Source organism: Desulfobulbus alkaliphilus (assembly GCF_016918545.1).
GTDB lineage: Bacteria > Desulfobacterota > Desulfobulbia > Desulfobulbales > Desulfobulbaceae > Desulfobulbus > Desulfobulbus alkaliphilus.
Window position 1 is genome coordinate 98,692 of sequence record NZ_JAFFQC010000011.1, and the last position, 19,471, is coordinate 118,162.

The window sequence follows — 19,471 nt, forward strand, 5'->3', positions numbered from 1 at the left end:
ACACCTTATCAGGTATCCAGGGGCAGCTCAACCGTAAAGACGGTGCCGGCGGGACTGTTGTCACGGGCGCGAATAGTGCCATTATGTTCGGAAACAATGGTGTGGGCAATGGCCAGGCCGAGACCGGTGCCGGATTTGCGGGTCGAGAAGTATGGTTCAAAGATCCGCATTTTGACATCTTCGGCGATCCCGGGCCCATTGTCCGCAACCTCCAGCCGGATAAACCGGGGATCGGAAGCAAACCCCAGGCTGACTTCGATGGTGCCTTTGTCACTGAGTACGGAAACGGCATTGTCGAGCAGATTGATCAGGACCCGTTTGATCTGGACCCCATCAAAGAGAAACGCGGGCACCGCAGAGTCAATGCGACAATGAACGTGGATATGCTTGTGGGCTTCCTGGTAAAGGAAAACCACCTCTTCCACCAGCTGACCGAGATTTTTCCGCTCTTTGTGCAGTTTGGGCATGCGGGCAAAGTCAGAGAATTCGCTCACCATGTTTTTTATTTCGACCACCTGGTTGACAATGGTGGCGGTGCATTGGTCGAAGACGTCACGGTCCTCGTTGATCCGGTTGAGAAAACGTTTGCGAAGCCGTTGGGCCGAGAGCTGAATAGGGGTCAGCGGATTTTTGATTTCGTGGGCTATGCGGCGGGCCACTTCCTGCCAGGCCGCCAACCGCTGGGCCTTTTCCAGGTTGGTGAGGTTGTCAAAGACAATGACAAAGCCGATGGGGTTATGACGGTCATCGACCATTCGAGTGACATTGACCAGGAGAGACAGGGTTTCGCCTCGGCGAATGGTGACCCGCAGGTGGCGTTCGATGGATTGTTTTCCTGAAGAAAGCAGTTCCTTGAGAAAACTCTCAACGATGAGAATATGCTGTTTGGGCAGGGTCTGATGAAAATCTTTACCAAGGTACACATCGGTTTGAATGGCAAGTAGTTCCTCGGCAAAACGGTTGATGGTGGTTATCTGGTTGTTTTCATCCAAAGCAATGACGCCGGCGGCCACGTTTTCGAGAATAGTTTCCAGGTAGTGGCGGCGTTGTTCCGAGATTTCCTTGCTGCGTTGCAGCTCGGCATGGGCGCTGGCCAGCTTACGGTTGGAGGCCAGGATATCCGAGGTCATGGAGTTGAAAGAATCCACCAGGAGTCCCATTTCGTCGTCGGACTCTTTTTCGAGGATAAAATCAAGGTCGCCGTCGGCAACGCGTCGGGTGGCTTCGGCCAGTTTGTTGATCGGACCGGTGAGACTGCGGGCGATGTAGAAACCGAACCAGATCGCCCCGAACAGGATCAGCAGAGTGATGATGAGGAGAATGATGATCAGGCTGAGTTTGATAGGAGCCTTGAACATGACCATCTGCTGGTATCCCGTAATGCCCTGGGAGACGGACTGCATTGTTTCGAGTGTGTTCAAGGGGATGAGCTGGGTGGTGATGAGAAACCAGGTTTGTGGTGAATAATCGGTGTGCACCTGAAAGGGGACAATAGCCTGAATCAGTTCACCGATGGTGGTCATCTGGGTGAGGACTTCGACCCGATTGCCGGCAGCCGCTACCCGCAGGGCTTCCGAGGGGATGATCGGCGGGGCGATGGAACGGAGCTGTGGACCACGGGCTGAAAGAACCACGTTGCGATCGGCGTTGATTAGAAGGACGCTGTCCGGCGCTCCGGCCAGATCGCTCTCCAGAGTCAAGGTAAAGAATTGCTCCAGATCAGCGAGGTTCTGGATGTCCAGCGTGCCGCTCTCAAGAATCGCGGCCAGGTGTCGTCCCGCATATTCGGCTTGTTCACCGGTGTCGTGGAGGACCAATTTCGCTAATTTCAGTGAAGATTGCAGGGACTCCTCCACTTGGACGTTGAACCAGTAATCCATGGAGGTGGACACAAAACGAAGGGCAACGAAAAAGAGGATTGCTGTCGGCACCAGCGACAGGGCAACAAAGGAGACCACCAATCGGGTCCGCAGCCTGGAACCGAGGATGCGCTGATTGCGCTCAAAAACAAGTTCGGCCAGGTTGCGCAGCACCAGATAGAGCATGAGCAACAGCAACAGGCCGTTGATGTTGATCAGAGCGAAAATGAGAATAGTGCTGCTCAGCGGCAGGAGGGAGTCACCGGTGAGCAGGCCCTTCTGCAGGTAGCCCAGAAGGGGAATGAGGACAAGGCAGAAAATGATGACCCAGCGAACGAGGTACTGTTTCTTTTTTTTCTGTTCCGGGGTGAGCATGGGGAGCAGTCGCGATGGTAGGGGAATAGGGCGCCTGTGGTCGCTTCCGGTCGCTTTAAAATCTGAACTCGATAGTGCGCGAGTCGGTTTCAATATTCCACAGCGATGAGAAAGGGACTATGCGGTGCAAACCGAGGGGGAGGTCCCTTTCCATCAGGGTCACTTTAAAATGAATGGCGTAGGGGGCATCTGGAATCAGTCGGTCGAGAGCAATGACCTTGGCTCCGTTGAGTTCGGCCATTCGCCGGCTGGCCTGTTTAAAGTTCCGGGTGACGATGTCTTTGCCTTCTTTTTCCGACAGGGAAACACGGTATTCCTGGCGCTGTTCATCCCAGGTCATGGTGTGGGTGACGGTGGAATCGACAAGGGTGGTGTTCAGCCATGTCCTCTTGATTTTGACCAGTTCGAGGTGAAAGGTGAACACAATGGGGACGCCATTGTGGAGGCTGGTGAGCATTTTCGGCGTAAAACCGTTCTCTACGGTGGCAAAAAGCAGCAGATCGGTGTCCGAGGTGGTAACAATAATGTCTTTGACAGAGGGGGGTACTTTCTTGTCGGCAGCCGGCAAGAGGCCGGACGGAACGAGAATCAGAAATGTACACAGGATGATCAGGCGGACAAAGTCTTTGTTCATTGAGATTGTGACCGGTCCAAGGCGGAGAGAACAAAAGGATACATAGCATATACATGATAGGTATCCTTTTGTCCATGACAAGTCAGTGAACAGGCGACGCAGTTTTTCTCCTGAAATAGAACAGGTCTGAGACTGACTATATGGGTATCGATTCCAGGATCATTGACGAATTGGGCTGCTCTGGTTTATCTTGCCCGGTTGGAACATAGGTGTTTTTTCAGCCTGGATCCGTGAGCGTTTGTCCGTGCGTCAGCTCTATTGCCTGTAACCGTTCGATGAGAAGAGACTTTTTCGGACGGGTTTGGGCGATGAAGATGGCGGACGGACACCCCGAAGAACGGCTGGTGATGAAGAATCGCCAAAAATATCGTCGTATTTTTAACTCGAGTACAGCAGATTACATCAACAACAAAGAGCCCAGCCGTCACGGATTCAGGATGGGAAACAACAAGAGAGAGAGGAACATGATGCGAAATGTTCTGGTAACCGGCGGATGCGGTTTCATCGGCGCCAACTTCATTCGCCTGCTTCTTGCCTCTGCAAAGGATTGGCAGGTGATTAATCTCGATAAACTGACCTATGCGGGAAATCCGGAAAATCTCGACGATGTGGCCGATGATTCCCGCTACACTTTTGTCCATGGGGATATTTGCGATCGTGAACTGGTGGAGAGTTTGTTCATCGGGCAGGCGATCGATACGGTGGTCCATTTTGCCGCTGAATCACATGTCGATCGCTCCATTGAAGGTCCGGACGCTTTTATGCGTACCAATATACACGGCACTTTTACGTTGCTCGAAGTGGCGAAAAACAGCTGGTCTGTTGTGGGCAAAAGGAAGAACCCCTACCGTTTCCTCCATGTCAGTACCGACGAAGTGTTTGGATCCCTTGGGCCCACCGGGTATTTCACCGAGGAGACTGCCTATGACCCGCGCTCTCCGTATTCAGCCTCCAAAGCCGCTTCCGATCATCTGGCCCGGGCCTATTTCCATACGTATGGGCTGCCGCTGCTGATTACTCATTGTTCCAACAATTACGGGCCGTATCAATTTCCGGAAAAACTCATCCCCTTGATGATCAATAATTGCCTGCAAGGAAAACCCCTGCCTGTGTACGGTGACGGCGCCAATGTCCGTGACTGGCTGTACGTCGAGGATCATTGCGAGGCCATTGTCCGGGTGCTGGATCAGGGCCGGCCGGGGGAATCGTACGCCATAGGTGGGCACAACGAGAAAAAAAACACCGAAATTGTCGAATTGCTCTGTGACATGATCGACCGGAAGGTGGGCCCTCTTCCTTCGGGAAATCCGCGCAGATCGCTGATCACCTATGTTCGTGACCGGCCTGGGCATGATCGGCGGTACGCCATCGATGCCGGCAAAATTGAACGGGAACTGGGCTGGACGCCGAGGTTCACCTTTGCCGAAGGCATTGAGCGCACCGTGGACTGGTATCTTGCCCATGGTGATTGGCTGCAGGGGGTTTTGAACGGTACGTATCAGCAGTATTATCAGAAAATGTACAGCGACCGCCAGGGGGCAGCAGAAACACCATGAAGATAGAGGTGACGGACATCCCGGATGTGCTGATAGTCGAACCGCGTGTTTTCGGTGACGAGCGGGGTTTTTTTTTCGAGAGTTTCAACCAGCGGCAATGGCAGCAATCGACCGGCCTGACAACGACTTTTGTGCAGGAAAACCATTCACGATCCAGCCACAATGTCCTGCGCGGCCTCCATTATCAGATTCGTCAACCCCAGGGGAAACTGGTGCGGGTCATTGTCGGCGAGGTGTTTGATGTAGCCGTGGACCTCCGCCGCGGTTCTCCTTCTTTCGGGTGCTGGGCAGGAGTGCACCTGTCCGCGGAGAACAAAAAACAGTTCTGGGTCCCTGAGGGCTTTGGCCACGGTTTTGTTGTTCTGTCCGAAGTGGCGGAATTCCTTTATCTGACCACCGATTACTATGCGCCGGAACATGAACGGGCCATTATCTGGAATGACCCGGATCTGGGCATCAACTGGCCGATACGTGGAGAACCGATCCTCTCGGCCAAAGATCGAGTGGCACCGTTGCTGCGGGAGGCTGAAGTCTATTCCTGAGACCATCAACGTTCACCTGTCAAGGGAATGGACCCTTTGTTGTGGCACCCTTCAGAAGATGAATCCTGAATCCGTAACGGCTGGATTCTCGTTTTTGATACATCTTGCTGTACTCATTATAATTGCAGCTGAACCCTTGATAATACCTTTCACCAGCCGCCCTTCGGGGCGTCCGTCCGTCATCTTCATTGCCCGTACCCGTCCGATACAGTGTCCTTGAATCGGGCGGCATGAACTGCAAAGCTGACGCATGGACGAACGCTCACCGATCCAGGTAGTCTGTACCCTTGAAAAAGACTACCATTCAACCCGCAGGACATTATCCAGGGGTCTCACCCGGGCCAGCCGGATGCGCACCGTGTCGCCGGGTTCAACCGGAAAGGCAGGATTGGGGGGAAGATCGACATCAAAGAGGCAGTCGCAAAGCAGGAGGTTGACCCGATGAGGGCCGATACTCACCACCAGAGCGTTGACCATGCGTCCTTCTCGAGGCTGGAGGTAGCGGAGGATCCAGTAGCGATGACGTTGCTGGCGCAAAGCGTTGGCCCGGCTGAGTTTCTGCTGGATAATGCCGGCAAAGGTCTTGCAGTGGTCTCCGGAAAAGAGGATACCTCGTCCGTGGATCATGTGGCTCAACTGATGCTGCATGGCCAGGTCGAGAAAGCGGCGGATCGGCGAGGTGATGGTGGTGTAGCTGTTGAGCCCGAGACCGCTATGCGGCTTGGGATGGGCGGTCAGTTCGCCTCGAGCCAGAAAACGACGCTGCTGGGCGATATCCTGAAGGCTGTTCCGGTCCCCGGAGATGAGCCGTTTTCTCGGCGGCGCTTGGGAGCGGAAAAGACCCGGTGCCTCCCGTGCAGCCAGGTAAGCCGCGGTAAGCCCATTGGCCAGGATCATCAGCTCCGCGACCAGATTACGGGACGGGGTATCCATGGGCGCCAGGTAGACCTGTATGTGTTCCCTGTTGCGGATGTCGATATTTACATCCGGCAGGGACAGGAGCAGCGCGCCCCGGTCAATCCGCTGCTGTCGTAATTGTCGGCGCACCGCATCCAGGGTCCGTAGGTCAGGGTCACTTTCAATAAGAGCGTCCGCTTCACGATAACTTAACTGGCGTTTAACTTCAATCACCGCTGGCACGATGCTTGTCTTCAGCAGAGAGCCGTCCGCGGCCAGGGTGACCAGGATGCTGATGGTCGGCCGGGCTTTGCCTTGAATCAGGCTGCAGAGGTCCAGGGACAAATTTTTGGGAAGCATGGGAATGATCCCCTCGGGAAAATAAATTGAGGTCGATCGTTCCCTGGCTTCTTCAAAAAGGGGTCCCTTGGGAGGGACATAATAGCTGACATCGGTGATGTGGATACCGATTTCAATGGAGCCGTCCGGCAAAGGCTGGACATGGATGGCATCGTCGAAATCCCGGGTGGAACTGCCGTCGATAGTCATGGTGTTCAGAGCCCGCAGGTCTCTGCGGCGAGGGTTGGCAAGAAGTTCCTCCGCCGTGGCCTCACGTAGAGTATCGGCAAGCTCGAGACAGGATGATGGAAACTCTACCGGCTGGTCCGATCTGAGCAGTGCCAGATTTTCATCCTGATCCCAGATGCCTGCCTTGATGAGGATTTCCCGTCCAGCATGGGGTGCATTGAGTTCCGCTTTTTTTAGAACCTGACGGATAAAATCGTCTTCCGGGTTTTCGCTGCCGAACAGGACAGACTGGGCGAGCCACTGCAGACAGCGCTCCCTGTCCGGCCATTGTTCAACTGCTATGTCTACTCCTTGCATGATTTGCCGCAGGTTGGCTGCGGTGCGGTCAAGGAGCTGTGCTTTTTCTTCCATTCGCCGCTTCTGGGCCTGTAGGTGTTCGACCTGTTCGGGGCTATGGACTGTGATGCGGCTGTTTTTGTATTTGAAGAAAAACGGGTCGGCAAAAACAGCCCGCAGAAAGGCGGCGCGGCGGTCATCGTCGACGGCTACGCCAAAATGGAGTTCGGCGAGAAAATCGAGCGAATATTCCCGTGCCGGCTCTTCACAGAGCACCTGCCAAAGTTCATCCAGAACTATGGCTTCGGCAAGGTGAGCCCGGCGGGTGGCGCATTGTTGCAGCATGGCAACGGCGGCCTCGCGTCCTGCGCTTGGGGGGGCTGGTTGCCGGGATACGATGAGAACCCTGGCCTCTGGAAGTTTGACTTCCCTGCCGGTCTGATTGACAAGGTGGATTTTGCGGTCGGCAACGCCGGAAACAAGGGCGCAGTACAACTTGCCGCCGTCCATATATTCGATAAGACTGCCGGGAACGATCATCGTGGCAACACATTGCTAAATTCTGGAGTCATAATAAATCCCTCTCGATAGCAATATTACTCCTCTTTGTCATTATTTTCTTCGAGGAAATAATGATTCTCAACCAGAAAGGACAAAACTGTGGAAACATCAATCTTTCACTCCGGGGTTGTCGCCATCATCGGCCCACCTAATGCCGGTAAGTCAACCCTGCTCAATCAGATGCTTCGGCAGAAGGTCGCCATTGTCACGCCCAGGCCCCAGACCACCAGGAATCGGATCATGGGCATTGTCAATGGTGAAGGGTATCAGATGATTCTCCTCGATACCCCCGGATTGCATGAGGCCAGAGAAGAAATGAACCGGCTGATGGTGCGGGTGGCCCTGGAAAGTCTCAATGAAGCGGATGTGGCTCTTTTTCTGGCGGACAGTACCGATATGGCAGAAAAAAAACTGGGGCAGCGGGCGGAGGAGTTTAAAAAATACCTGGACCGGATAACCTCCCCGGTGGTGCTGGCCCTGAACAAGAGGGATCTATTGGAGCCTAGGCGACTTTTGCCGGTGATTGACTGGTACCGGTCCCTGCATGACTTTGAATCCATAATCCCTGTTTCAGCTTTAACCGGTGAGGGAGTTGACCTTCTCACCATGGAACTGGGCGCCCGTTTACCGGAAGGGCCCAAATATTATCCCGATGACATTCCCACCGATGCGACGGAACGGTTCATTGCCGCCGAAATCATCCGGGAAAAAATATTTCTCCTCACCCGGCAGGAGGTGCCCTATTCAACCGCTGTGGTAATCGATGCGTTTGAAGAAGCAACGGACCGGCCAGTGAGTATTCGGGCGACGATCCTGGTAGAACGGAGTTCACAGAAAGGGATTCTTGTCGGGCAGGGAGGAGCCATGCTGGCGGCGATCCGCAAGAGCGCCGTTGCCGATATTGGTCAATTGCTGGGCTGCCGGGTGCGTCTGAACCTCTGGGTCAAGGTCAAGAAGAACTGGACTGGTAATGCCGCCATTCTCAGGGAACTGGGACTGGCCTGAACGGGTACGATCGGAGTGTGGTCAACCACAGAGTTGCAACCCCTGGGTGATTGCTTATGCCCTCCAGGTTTCAGGGTGCGGGATTCATGCACATGCATCCACTGAAACGGGGTTTGCGAAATAAACTGTGATGAGACCTGGTGCAGGGGCAGTCTCCGGTCGTTTTAAGCATGACCTTCCTTTTATCCTCGATCCGTGGACCTTCGTCCGTGCTCCAGCTTCCTTGTCCGTGGCCGTTTGATCAAAGGACACTGTATCGGACGGGTACGGGCAATGACGATGGCATGCGGACGGACGCCCGGAAGGGCGTCTTGAGAAGGCTATTGTCAAGGATTTCGCTGCAATTATAAGCTGATAGCGGCAAGATATTTGCGAAACAAGCGTCCAGCCGTCACGGATTCAGGTTTATTTTTTTGACGGCTGTTTTTTTGTGGCCAGATCCAGACTCTGGAGAATGATTAATGCAGTGCGCAGCTGGTTATCTTCTTTCAGCAGCGTCTCAATGTTTTGGATTTCCTGAATTTTATTAAAATCTTCGGGATGCTCCATCCCTTTGATTTCCTTGGGTGGAGGTTCGGTGTGCGTATCGTTTTTCAGATGATGGGGAAGATCTCTTTCCCGGATGATTGTGTCCGGCCGGGCTGATTCGGATGGCGTTTCCGCTGCCGTGGTCGGGGTGGTCAAGGGCACCAGCATGTCGGGGGTGATGCCGGTGGCCTGGATCGATCCGCCGCTGGGTGTATAATATTTGGCGGTGGTCAGGCGGATACCCGATCCATCGGGCAGGGGCAGGATGGTTTGCACGCTGCCCTTGCCAAAAGTGGGGGTTCCCAGAATTATTGCCCGTTTATGATCCTGGAGGGCGCCGGCAACTATCTCTGAACCACTGGCGGAACCGCTGTTCACCAGCACCACCATGGGGAAATCATTCCTGCCGCCGTCGTCATGGGCCCGGAAAACAATCTGTTCCTCTTTGTCCCTTCCCCGGGTCGAAACAATGATGCCCTGATCGAGAAACAAATCGGCTACCTTGACCGCCTGGTCAAGCAGACCGCCGGGGTTGTTGCGCAGGTCGAGGATCACACCGCGAACAGGCGGCTTCCTGCTCATGCTGTTGAGCGCATTCCTGATGTCTCTGGTCGTGGTGGCCTGGAAGTTGGAAATTCGGATGGAGAAAAAACCGGGTTCCAGTTCCATGGTTCGCACCGAATAAAGAGGGATTGCTTCCCGAATCAGGGTCAGATCCCGGGTGTTCTGCCAGCCTTCACGGAGGATGGTGATGGTCACCATAGTACCTTTTTCACCGCGTAGTTTTTTCACCGCATCAAGCAGGGACATGGCCTTGGTGAGTTCACCGTTGATCCGAATAATTTGATCTCCCGGCTGTATTCCCTCTCGGTCGGCTGGCGATCCTTCAATGGGAGCCACGGCGGTGAGAATGCCGTCGCGGATGGAGATTTCAATACCTATTCCCGAAAAACTGCCCGAGGTTTCTTCTTCCAGGTCTCGGAAATCCTCAGGACTCATATAGGCCGAATGCGGGTCAAGCGAGCTGAGCATACCGGTGATGGCCGCGTTGATGACCTTGCCTGAGTCGACATCATCAACGTAATACTGCTGAATCAAGGTCAGTACGTTGGCAAAGGTTTCCAGGTGCCGGTAGGTGTCGCGGTTCTCTGTGCCGTCAGCTGCGAAAACGGGTGAGCAGCAGCAACAGACGAACAGAAGCAGCAGAAGGAGTGGGTGTTTCATGGAACGTCCAGGGAAATGGATAAAAATCTGTGAGATGCTCCTTGAATAATCAGAAGATGGCACGGTGCCAAACATGGGGGGGACCTGTTTGCTGCGCCACGCACCTGAGTTGTTCGCAGCTACAGGTGCCCCAGAACTGTGCAGGCATAACAGTCCACTCAAGCCCTCCCGATATAGACGCAGTCGCGGCGACCTCGCAAGGATGGGCTGCCAGAGATCGTTTGCGATAACCAGGGGTTGTCCTGCACAGGGCAAATGTCCGGTGGGCTTTGGCCACCTTCAAGCCCGAATCAGTGACGACTGGCTGCTTGTTTCGGATATATCTTTCTGTAATCACATTGTAATTGCAGTGGAATTCTTGAGAATACCTTTCACCAGCCGCCCTGGTGGACGTACGGACAACCGCTTTCGAATACTGGTCAAGGTAACGGGAAAAGATCGCTGAAGCAACGGTTAATGACCACAAGGACGGTAAAAATGAAGCGGGATACAAAAAGCTTGGGCCAAGTCCTTGAATCCGTGACGGCTGGGCGCTAGTTTTGGATATATATTACTGTAATCATACTATAATTACAGCAGAATCCTTAAAGAGAACCTTCACCAGCCGCCCTTCGGGGCGTCCGTGCGCACGCCATCTTCATTGCCCATAAACGTCCGAAAAAGTTAACTTTAATCGAACGGTCACAGACAATAAAGCTGACGCACGAACGAATGCTCACGGATCCAGGAAGGTTTCTATTGCAGACGATAGGCACCGGGCCATAACCAGTCAAGAGGGTCGACGGCGACGGAACCGTGGCGAATTTCAAAGTAGAGGCCTTTGCCGAACAGGGTGGCCATCTCCCCGGTGGTGCCAATGACCTGACCCTGGCGGACCGCATCCCCCTCTTTGACCCGGATATGATCAAAACGAGCGGTGACCGTGTAATACTGCCGGTCATGGTCGATAATGACAATACGTCCATACCCGCGCATGTGTCCGGCAAACAGGATGACCCCATCATGGATGGCAATCACCTCGGCCCCCTGTGGAGTACTGATGGTCAGACCATTGGCAAAAGTGGTTTCCTCATCACCTGGCACGATCTGATTGAACTGGTTGACAAGGGTACCCTGCACCGGCGGCGGCAGGCTGCCCTTGGCCAGAGAGAAGACTGGGACTCTCTGATTCTGTGGCGTTTCGAGTCGTTTCAGGGTCGCGCTCAGTTCTTTTTCCGCTTTTTTCATCTCTGCCAGGGCCAACTGGTAGAGTCCTTTCTGGGTACGGACCAGATGCAGCAGTTCGCTTTTCTCCTCCGCGGCAAGCTGCAGAGCATTGTTTTCCTGGTCAGCGTCTTGGAGAAACTGGACCAGGAGCATTTTTTCCAGTTCCTGCGAGCGCTTGACCCTTTGCAAGGTATCCATATTCTCCCGGTAGGCGGTGAACACCTCCTGATCATAGGTGACCAGAGAGTGTAGAGCATCGTTGATCACCAGCAGTTCGGGCAGGGAGCGGCTGGAAAAAGCAGCATCAACAAAACCGGTTTTTCCCATGAGGTAAAAAGCCTGCAGGCGATACATGAGATGGAGGAGCAGCTCTTCATTTTCCCTTGATATTTCCTCCAGTTGTTGTTCTCCGGCAGCGATCACTTCCTCCTGGGTTTTGATCCGGATGCGGAGATCCTCGATTCGTTCACTCAATGCACTGATTTTTTTATCCAGATGCTCGATCTCGTCGAGAAGAGATCGCTCCTGTTGACCACTGCGATCGACCAGGTCTTGATGTGCTTTGATCTCCTGGTGGAGTTTGCCAATGCTTATGGAGGCTGCTTGCGGGTCTTGAGAAACCGCCATGAGCACAGGTGGTGGCACCAGGAGAACGAACAGGATAATAGCAAGTAAAGCAGGCATGACAACAATCAGAGTTGCAAAATTTTTCTGGTACTCGAATAGCTGCCGACCGTGCAGAGCAGGGAGGAAAGCAGCACGATACAGAGGATGATCGGCCAGGGGAAAAAAGTAAAGGGCAGATGAGCGAGAGCAGGCAAGGGGCCGGCCAACTGCAGTTTAATCCAATTGAAAAGGACCAAGAGGGCGGTGATGCCGCAAGCCGCTCCCAGCAGGCCCTGCAGAAGGGCTTCCAGCAGAAAGGGCATGCGGATGTAGGTGTTGGTGGCTCCGACCAGGCGCAGCAGTTTCAGTTCCTGCTGACGGGAGAGCAGGGTCAGTCGGATGGTATGGGCCACCATGAAGGTTGTGGTCATGATCAGCAGAATGCCTGACAAGAGGGTGACTATGCGCATCAGTTGAATGAAGGCATAGAAACGGTCAATCCAATCCTTGCCGTACTGTACCTTGACCACTCCAGGCAGGGTCAGCAGATAGTCGGAAAAGCGTTTGATCCGGGAAAGGTGATTCAGGGACGGCACCGGGTAGACTTCGATGGACGGGGGCAGAAAATTCCTGGGCACTCCGGTAAGAATATCGCTGTCCTGGCCCAGTTGCCGCTCAAGTCGTTCGAATGCCTGACGACTGTCAATGAAATCAATGCGCATGACCTGATCGAATCGGAGGATTCGCCGTCGATACTCTTCCTGCAGGGATTCCACCGGTTCTTCCTCAAGGTAGACAATGAGACGCAGGTCTTCACCTAATTTTTCCCCGAGATGGAGGGCATTGAAATAGATCAGGTAGAAAAAGGAAAAAATGAGCACTGAAAGAGCCACCGTGAATATGATCATGGTCTGCGCCTTCCAGGTATGGAACATGTTACGTCCGGTTTGGCGGAGAAGAATGACGATAAAATTCATGAGGTGAGCGCCTCTTCGGTCGGTGCTGAGTCCTCGTTTGGTCGTGTGTCGGAGAAAGCGGTCGGTGAACCGAAGGCCGAGGCCCGCAAGCGACCGGCATGGAGGGTGACGATCCGGTGAGTTGCCTGTTGGTAAATCGTGCTGTCATGGGTGGCAATAACGATGGTGGCGCCGTTCTGATTCAATTGATGGAACAGTTCCATGACTTTTGCGGTGGTTTCTGCGTCAAGGTTTCCGGTGGGCTCATCGGCAAGGATGATTTCCGGGTAGTTGGCTACAGCCCTGGCGATGGCCACCCGCTGTTGTTCGCCCCGGGACAATTCTCCGGTGCGGGTGGAATATTTTCTTGTCATATCGAGCTGATGGAGGAGTTCCCTGGTCCGTTTTTCAATGAAGGCCGGTTGCCGGTAAGCAACTTCCATGGCAATGGCAATATTGTCGGCCACGGTTTTATCGTTCAGGAGCTTGAAATCCTGGTAGGCCATACCAATCCTGCGACGTAGCAGATGGATTGATCGCTGTGGCAGTTTGGCCAGGTCGATCCCTGCTACCTCGACCAGGCCTTTGGTTGGATGCTCCATGCGACTGATCAACCGAAGTAGCGTGGTTTTACCGGCACCACTCATGCCGGTAAGAAAAACGAGCTCACCTGCATGGATGGAAAGAGACACTTCAACGAGTGCTTCCACGTCGGGGGCATATACCTTGGTTACTTTGATCAGATCGATTATGATACTGGTTGGGCTGGTTTCCTGAATCATTGGCTCAAGGTACAGGGTTCATGGTACAGGGTCAACAGCTGAATGGAATCCTTTATCAACTCAGCGGCTCTGTGGGGGGACGATCAGGTACCGGTGTCCAGGCCCTGCTTCAGCCAGGTAGCCTGGGCAACCTCTTCTCCTCGATCCGTAAGCGGACGTCCCGAAGGGCGGCTGGTGAAGGTTATTATCAAGGATTCCACTGCAATTATAAATTGATTACAGCAAGATATATCCAAAACAAGCGTCCAGCTATCACGGATTCAGGCTCCTGAATTATTTCAGTTATATATCCTCAAATACACCTTTTTCCAAGTCCATAGAGTGTTGTTTCGGCATTAATGATGCGGCTTGGGCGGCGGTTTCAGGTGGCTGGTAATGGCAACGTATAACGCAGTGGTTTGTTATTACATTGAAAATATGCTGATCCGTGACTGCGGGAATCTTGGTTGGGGTTTATCGTGTTGAAATCAGGTTGTCATTGCATTGCAGCGGAATCCTTGATCACAACTTGCATCCGCCGGCCTTCGGGGGGGAACGTCCGCACGCCCCGAAGGGCGGCTGGTGAAGGGTATTATCAAGGGTTCCGCTTCATTTATATTTTGAGTACAGCAAGATATATCAAAAACAAGAGTACAGCCGTCATGGATTCAGTAAAAAAATATGGTACAGAGGATTCGGTGAACTGGAGAACCAATACCATGCGCTACAAGGCGATCATCTTTGACCTGGACGGGACCCTCCTTGACACTCTCGATGATCTGGCCGCGGCAGCCAACCAAGCGCTGGCAGCGATGGGCCAGCCTGGACATCCGGTTGCCAATTATCGTTATTTTGTCGGCGATGGTCTCCGCACCCTGATGGCGCGGATTCTTCCCGAGCCCTTGCAGTCTCGAGCCGGAATCGAGACAGCGATGGCGCTGTTTGAAAAAGAGTATGCAACAAGCTGGCACCAGCGTTCCGCTCCCTATCCAGGCATCACTGACCTGCTGGATCAGTTGACAGCAGCGGGTTGGCCGATGAGCATTCTTTCCAACAAACCCCATGATTTTACCCGAATATGTGTTCAGCGCCTCCTGCCGCACTGGGCCTTTGCACCGTTGCTCGGCCAGCGGCCTGGAGTGCCGAAAAAACCGGATCCTGCCGCCGTTTTCGAGATAGCCGCCTTTCTCGATTGTCAACCTGACGATATCCTCTACGTCGGTGATACCGCTGTAGACATGCAAACAGCCAGCGCGGCCGGCATGGATGCCGTCGGTGTTCTCTGGGGATTCCGAACCAGGGAAGAACTGCAGGCCGCCGGAGCACGCTATCTGATCAGCCGGCCGGACCAACTGCTGCCACTGCTTACCTACTGATTTTTTTTACGCAAGAAAGAAAATGTTGTTTTTGGATCCATCATTGCTCAGCCTGGTTGGGCTACCCTGTGTCGGTGCTTTCATCGGGTACGCCACCAATAAAATTGCCATCCGCATGCTGTTTCGGCCCTTGCATCCCTGGTATGTTTTTGGTATCCGGGTCCCCATGACTCCTGGGGTCATTCCTGCGCAGCGTCGTCAATTGTCTGTGAATATTGGGGAAATGGTGGGTCGGCACCTGCTCACCAGCAAAGACATCGGCGCTGCTGTTTCCGAGGAACCCTTTCAGGAGCACTTGATTGCCCTTGTGGAGCGCCATGTGGAAAATATCTGCAGATTGGAGCTAGGTACTTTGCCGGAAATTGTTCCAGGGCGGTTCAAATTTTATTTCCGGGTGGGTATGCGCAGCATGAAATTGCAGTTGGGCGAAGGAATCCATGGATATCTGGCCGATGCATCATCCGAGGCACAGATAACAGCCCTGATCGAGCAACATCTCGATACCCTTGGCAACCGGACAATCAATGATCTTGTGGCAGCGGAGAACAGGGAGGTTTTCTATCTTCTCCTCGAAATGGTACTCAGAGATGTGTTGAGTAACGATAAGACCCGTCAGTGGCTGGCGGATTTTCTCGCAGCCGGTGTGCGGCGTTCAGCAGCCGAGGGAAAGACCATGGGCGATATACTGCCGGACGATATGGTGGTCACCCTCCGTGATTTCATTCATGCCCAGGCGCCAGTCATCCTCGAGCACCTGGCCAGCAAATTCACTGAACCTGAGTCCCGTAGCGCGATGGTAGCGGGCATCCTTGGGGGGGTCGAACATTTTCTTGATTCTCTTGGTCCAGTGGGTGCCGTGGCCCGGGGATTTTTCGAAAAAGAGACCTTTGTACGAAAAATCAATGCCTACCTGGATGAGCGGCAAGATGATCTGGTGACCTGGCTGGACAGCCCTGAGGTCCAGAAACGCCTGGTGGAGGCGCTGGGAGAGCATTTTGACCGCTTGTTGACAAAGCCGTTGTCCGAGGTGATCGCGACCATTGGCGAGGAGCGGCTGGATGCCCTGTGCTCTGTGTTGTCCGGGCAATTGCTGGCTGTGGTCAGGACGGAAGGAGCGTTGCAGGGACTGAACACCATGGTGCGGCGAGGTGCGGAGGAATTGCTGGACGGTGGTCGCCGTTCGCTGGATGACCTGGCCGGGGCTTTATTCTCTCAAAATGAGCGCGGGCGGTTGCGGACAGTTTGCGTGCAGAGTAGCCTTAACCTGATCCGTTCACAAGCTGCAAAAAAGATGGTCAACTCCCTGGCTGCTTCCATGGTTGATGCGCTGATGGCCAAGCCGGTTGGTACACTCTACAGCTTTGTCCCCCATGGCATCCGTAAGAGCATCTCCGAGTATATCGTCCTTTCTGCCAACAGATTATTCATAGGGGAGGTGCCTGGCGTGGTCGAATCCCTCAATATAAAACGGGTAGTGACCGAAAAGGTCGATGGACTTGATTTGTTGCAGTTGGAGCGGTTGCTTCTGTCCATCATGGAGGAACAGTTGAAGTACATCAATCTTTTCGGGGCAATGCTGGGTTTTTGTATTGGCTTGGCGAACCTGATCCTGATCAGATTTATCTGAAGGTACCGGATACAATACATTCCTTCTGGTGTTACATTGACTTGAACGACAACTGCGCGGCTGATCAGGTGGCTGTCAGCGTTTTTCAGGCGTTCTGACCCGCAAAGGCGAATGAAAAAAATAAGCCCGGCCATCTAAGACGGCCGGGCACGTTCGTTCACAAGGGGAAGAATGCCTAGTTATTCATCTTGGAGAAGGTGGAATTCCACTCTTCTGTTCATGTTTCTTCCCGCCGGTGTTGCATTGTCGGCAATGGGGAATTCTTCACCATAGCCCGTGGCGACCAGGCGGTCAGGATCAACACCTTGGTTGACCAGATAGGCGACAACCGACTGGGCTCTCTGGAGACTGAGCTGAAGATTCAGATTCGCATCACCGATGGAATCGGTATGTCCCGCAACTTCCATCCGGATTTGCGGCAGGAGAAGCAAAGCCTCGATAACTCTGTCCAGGGCGCTACGCGCATCGGCAGTGAGGTTGGAGGTTCCCAAGGCAAAGGTGACTTCTTCAAGAATGATTCCTTCTCCTTGCGGACATCCGAGGACATTAACTTCAACACCGGGAGGCACATCGGGGCAGAGGTTCAGTCTGGCGATGATGGCATCCCGATCCAGATCCGCATCTGCTATCTCGTGTACCGGAACCTCCGGGTCGACCGCCGGTAGTTCTTCGGGTTGCACGACTACCTCGGGTTCTTCTTCCACAACCGGTGGTGCCAGCGCCTCTCTTTCCTCAACCTCATCGACCAGAACTACCTCTTCTGTGGGTTGTGCTTCTCTGATAAGTTGCTGCTGCTCCTCCAACTCGTGCTGCAGTTGGTTGAGGGCTGTCTGGCTTTCATCAATGGTCTGCTGGAGCTGTTCCTGTTCGGCCAGCAGATCTTTGATTGTCTGGTCAGCCAGTTCTGCTTGCTGCTCTTGTTCCTGTACGGTTGCAACCATTGCGGCCAGAGTGCTCTCTGTCTGTTCGCGAGCCGCTTCCAATTCGGTTACCTGCTTATTGAGGGTGGTTATCTGATCATTGAGTTCCTTAACTAGGAGTTCATGCTGCTCAATGAGGTCGACCTCGGTCACTTCTTGCAACTGCTCCTGGGTCGCGGCCAGTTCAGCAGCCAGGGCTGATGTTTGTTCATCACGTTCTGCCAGCTGTTGCTCAAGGTCAGCCAGGGCGGCTTTGGCTGCTGCTGTTGTCTGTTGCGCCTGCTCTTTGTCGCTTTGCAGGTCTGCCAGCGTTGCGGAAAGTTCATTGATCTGGTTCCGCAGACCAGATATTTCTTCGTCGGCCCCCTTCAATTCTTCAATCCGGGTTTCTGCCTGGGCAAGGGCAGCGGTTTTGTTTTCCAGTTCCCCTCTGGCAGTGGTAAGTTCCTCCTCAACACTGGCCAGTTTGGCATCCAATTGCTCTGTCAAGCTGATTTTTTCATTTTCCAGGGTCTCTATCCTGGCAGTCTGTTCCTCCTGAAGCGTGATGAGTTCAGATTCTCTGGTCCGCAGGTCTGCCACTTGCGCTTGCAGGGCACCGAGTTCTTCGCTTTGACGGATCGCTTCCGTCAAAGCAACGGTCTGTTCCTCCAGAGCGGTTGTGAGTTCTTCATTACGTGCCTGCAGAGCGTCACGTTCGGCGCTCACTGTATCCAGGGTCTGCAGTTGTGCTTGAGCTTCACGAAGCGCATCCCGGGTCGGTTGTAAATCCCTGAGGTCGGCACGAATAGCTTCTAGTTGACTAACAAATCCAATCCGTTCGTCGTTAAAGGCTATTGCAGCAGTTTGCAGCTCCCCGATGCGAGCCTGAGCAACAGCGACTTCGGTCTCCTTGTCTTGTACCTGTTGCTGCAGGGTAGCAGTGTTTTCCAAGGCTGCCGCAAGCTTTTCTTCGGTCTCGCTCATGGCTGCCTGGAGGTGTGCTTGCGCGGATTGTAGTTCCTCAATGCGTTGTTGTGCCTCTGCCGCAAGTGCCAGGGAAGCGGTCAATTCACTAACGACCTCGACGTTCTGGTCGCTCAGGTCTGCCATTTCCTGACGAAGCAGATCAATTTGGTCGTCACGCTCGGCTCTGGTCTCGGCCAGTTCCCGATCACGTTCATCAAGAAGAGCGCGGATAGTACTTTTTTCCTCCTCAAGAGTGTCGATTGTTTGTCGAGCTTCGGCCAGAGCATCCTTTGCCTGCTCCACGTCCAGCAACAGTGTCTCTCTGACCTCACTGAATCCGTCGATTTCCCGGACCATTTCCGCCATACTCGCTTGGGCCTCATCGTTTTCTGTTCTGATTGCCTCAAGTTCCTGCAGTGTTGCCTGCAAGGAAATATTGGTTTCCTGCAAATCCGCCTGGAGCTGCTGGGCTGTTTCCGCTCCTTCGCTGACCTGCTGCTCGAGTTCATTGATGAGGGTCTGCTGCTCAGCCACGGTCAGGGCGGTGGTGTCGCGTTCGGCCCGGGTTGCCTGGAGTTCGGCGTTGAGGTTATCGAGCTGGTTTCTGGTGGTTTCGAGATCAGCAAGGGTGGTGTCGAGCTGGCTCTGGAGCTGTTGAGCTGTTTCGGTGCCTTCACTGACCTGCTGCTCGAGTTCATTGATGAGGGTCTGCTGCTCAGCCACGGTCAGGGCGGTGGTGTCGCGTTCGGCCCGGGTTGCCTGGAGTTCGGCGTTGAGGTTGTCTAGCTGGTTTTTGGTGGTTTCGAGATCAGCAAGGGTGGTGTCGAGCCGGCTCTGGAGCTGTTGAGCTGTTTCGGTGCCTTCACTGACCTGCTGCTCGAGTTCATTGATGAGAGTCTGCTGCTCAGCCACGGTCTGGGCGGTGGTGTCGCGTTCGGCCCGGGTTGCCTGGAGTTCGGCGTTGAGGTTGTCTAGCTGGTTTTTGGTGGTTTCGAGATCAGCAAGGGTGGTGTCGAGCCGGCTCTG

The 19,471-nt window shown here is 53.9% G+C and carries 13 protein-coding genes; 5 read left to right on the plus strand and 8 right to left on the minus strand.

Translation table 11 applies throughout. The features are described 5' to 3' along the window. Positions 1–8 precede the first annotated feature (8 nt). The gene (locus JWG43_RS07885) at positions 9–2,234 is read right to left on the minus strand and encodes a sensor histidine kinase (RefSeq protein WP_205242360.1); all 2,226 of its coding nucleotides are present in this window, start codon (positions 2,232–2,234) and stop codon (positions 9–11) included. A gap of 55 nt (positions 2,235–2,289) precedes the next feature. After that, the gene (locus JWG43_RS07890) at positions 2,290–2,868 is read right to left on the minus strand and encodes a DUF4390 domain-containing protein (RefSeq protein WP_205242361.1); all 579 of its coding nucleotides are present in this window, start codon (positions 2,866–2,868) and stop codon (positions 2,290–2,292) included. A 467-nt stretch (positions 2,869–3,335) separates the two neighbouring features. Between JWG43_RS07890 and rfbB the strand changes: the two genes are divergently transcribed. Continuing rightward, on the plus strand, positions 3,336–4,424 hold the full coding sequence (gene rfbB, locus JWG43_RS07895) for a dTDP-glucose 4,6-dehydratase (protein ID WP_205242374.1): 1,089 nt from the start codon (positions 3,336–3,338) through the stop codon (positions 4,422–4,424). After that, positions 4,421–4,966: a dTDP-4-dehydrorhamnose 3,5-epimerase gene (gene rfbC / locus JWG43_RS07900; protein WP_205242362.1), complete on the plus strand. Its 546-nt coding sequence runs from the start codon at positions 4,421–4,423 to the stop codon at positions 4,964–4,966. The genes rfbB and rfbC overlap by 4 nt, the downstream gene beginning before the upstream one ends. 297 nt (positions 4,967–5,263) lie before the next feature. Here the strand turns inward: rfbC and JWG43_RS07905 are convergent, their stop codons facing one another. Continuing rightward, positions 5,264–7,267 (minus strand): ribonuclease catalytic domain-containing protein, encoded by a 2,004-nt coding sequence (locus JWG43_RS07905; RefSeq protein WP_205242363.1) that lies wholly within the window; start codon positions 7,265–7,267, stop codon positions 5,264–5,266. A gap of 120 nt (positions 7,268–7,387) precedes the next feature. Here JWG43_RS07905 and era point away from each other — a divergent pair, with 120 nt between their 5' ends. Continuing rightward, positions 7,388–8,293 carry a GTPase Era gene (gene era, locus JWG43_RS07910; RefSeq protein WP_205242364.1) on the plus strand — a complete coding sequence of 302 codons (906 nt, stop codon included), beginning with the start codon at positions 7,388–7,390 and terminating at the stop codon, positions 8,291–8,293. Positions 8,294–8,698: 405 nt separating this feature from the next. Here the strand turns inward: era and JWG43_RS07915 are convergent, their stop codons facing one another. From JWG43_RS07915 to ftsE, 4 genes are all read right to left on the minus strand, one after another. Then, a complete protein-coding gene (locus JWG43_RS07915; protein ID WP_205242365.1) occupies positions 8,699–10,045 on the minus strand; it encodes a S41 family peptidase in 1,347 nt (448 codons plus the stop codon). Between the two features lie 735 nt (positions 10,046–10,780). Next, positions 10,781–11,935, minus strand: coding sequence for a murein hydrolase activator EnvC family protein (locus JWG43_RS07920; RefSeq protein ID WP_205242366.1), 1,155 nt, complete (start codon positions 11,933–11,935; stop codon positions 10,781–10,783). 8 nt (positions 11,936–11,943) lie between these two features. Next, a complete protein-coding gene (locus JWG43_RS07925) occupies positions 11,944–12,834 on the minus strand; it encodes a cell division protein FtsX (RefSeq protein ID WP_205242367.1) in 891 nt (296 codons plus the stop codon). Further along, positions 12,831–13,595, minus strand: coding sequence for a cell division ATP-binding protein FtsE (gene ftsE, locus JWG43_RS07930; protein WP_205242368.1), 765 nt, complete (start codon positions 13,593–13,595; stop codon positions 12,831–12,833). The genes JWG43_RS07925 and ftsE overlap by 4 nt, the downstream gene beginning before the upstream one ends. A gap of 641 nt (positions 13,596–14,236) precedes the next feature. Between ftsE and JWG43_RS07935 the strand changes: the two genes are divergently transcribed. Together JWG43_RS07935 and JWG43_RS07940 are read left to right on the plus strand one after the other, a co-directional pair. Further along, positions 14,237–14,950 carry an HAD family hydrolase gene (locus JWG43_RS07935; RefSeq protein ID WP_240193458.1) on the plus strand — a complete coding sequence of 238 codons (714 nt, stop codon included), beginning with the start codon at positions 14,237–14,239 and terminating at the stop codon, positions 14,948–14,950. 22 nt (positions 14,951–14,972) lie between these two features. Next, the gene (locus JWG43_RS07940) at positions 14,973–16,577 is read left to right on the plus strand and encodes a DUF445 family protein (RefSeq protein WP_205242369.1); all 1,605 of its coding nucleotides are present in this window, start codon (positions 14,973–14,975) and stop codon (positions 16,575–16,577) included. A 179-nt stretch (positions 16,578–16,756) separates the two neighbouring features. Here JWG43_RS07940 and JWG43_RS07945 read toward each other — a convergent pair. Beyond that, the coding region (locus tag JWG43_RS07945; RefSeq protein ID WP_205242370.1) for an OmpA family protein at positions 16,757–19,471 on the minus strand (2,715 nt) is incomplete at its 5' end.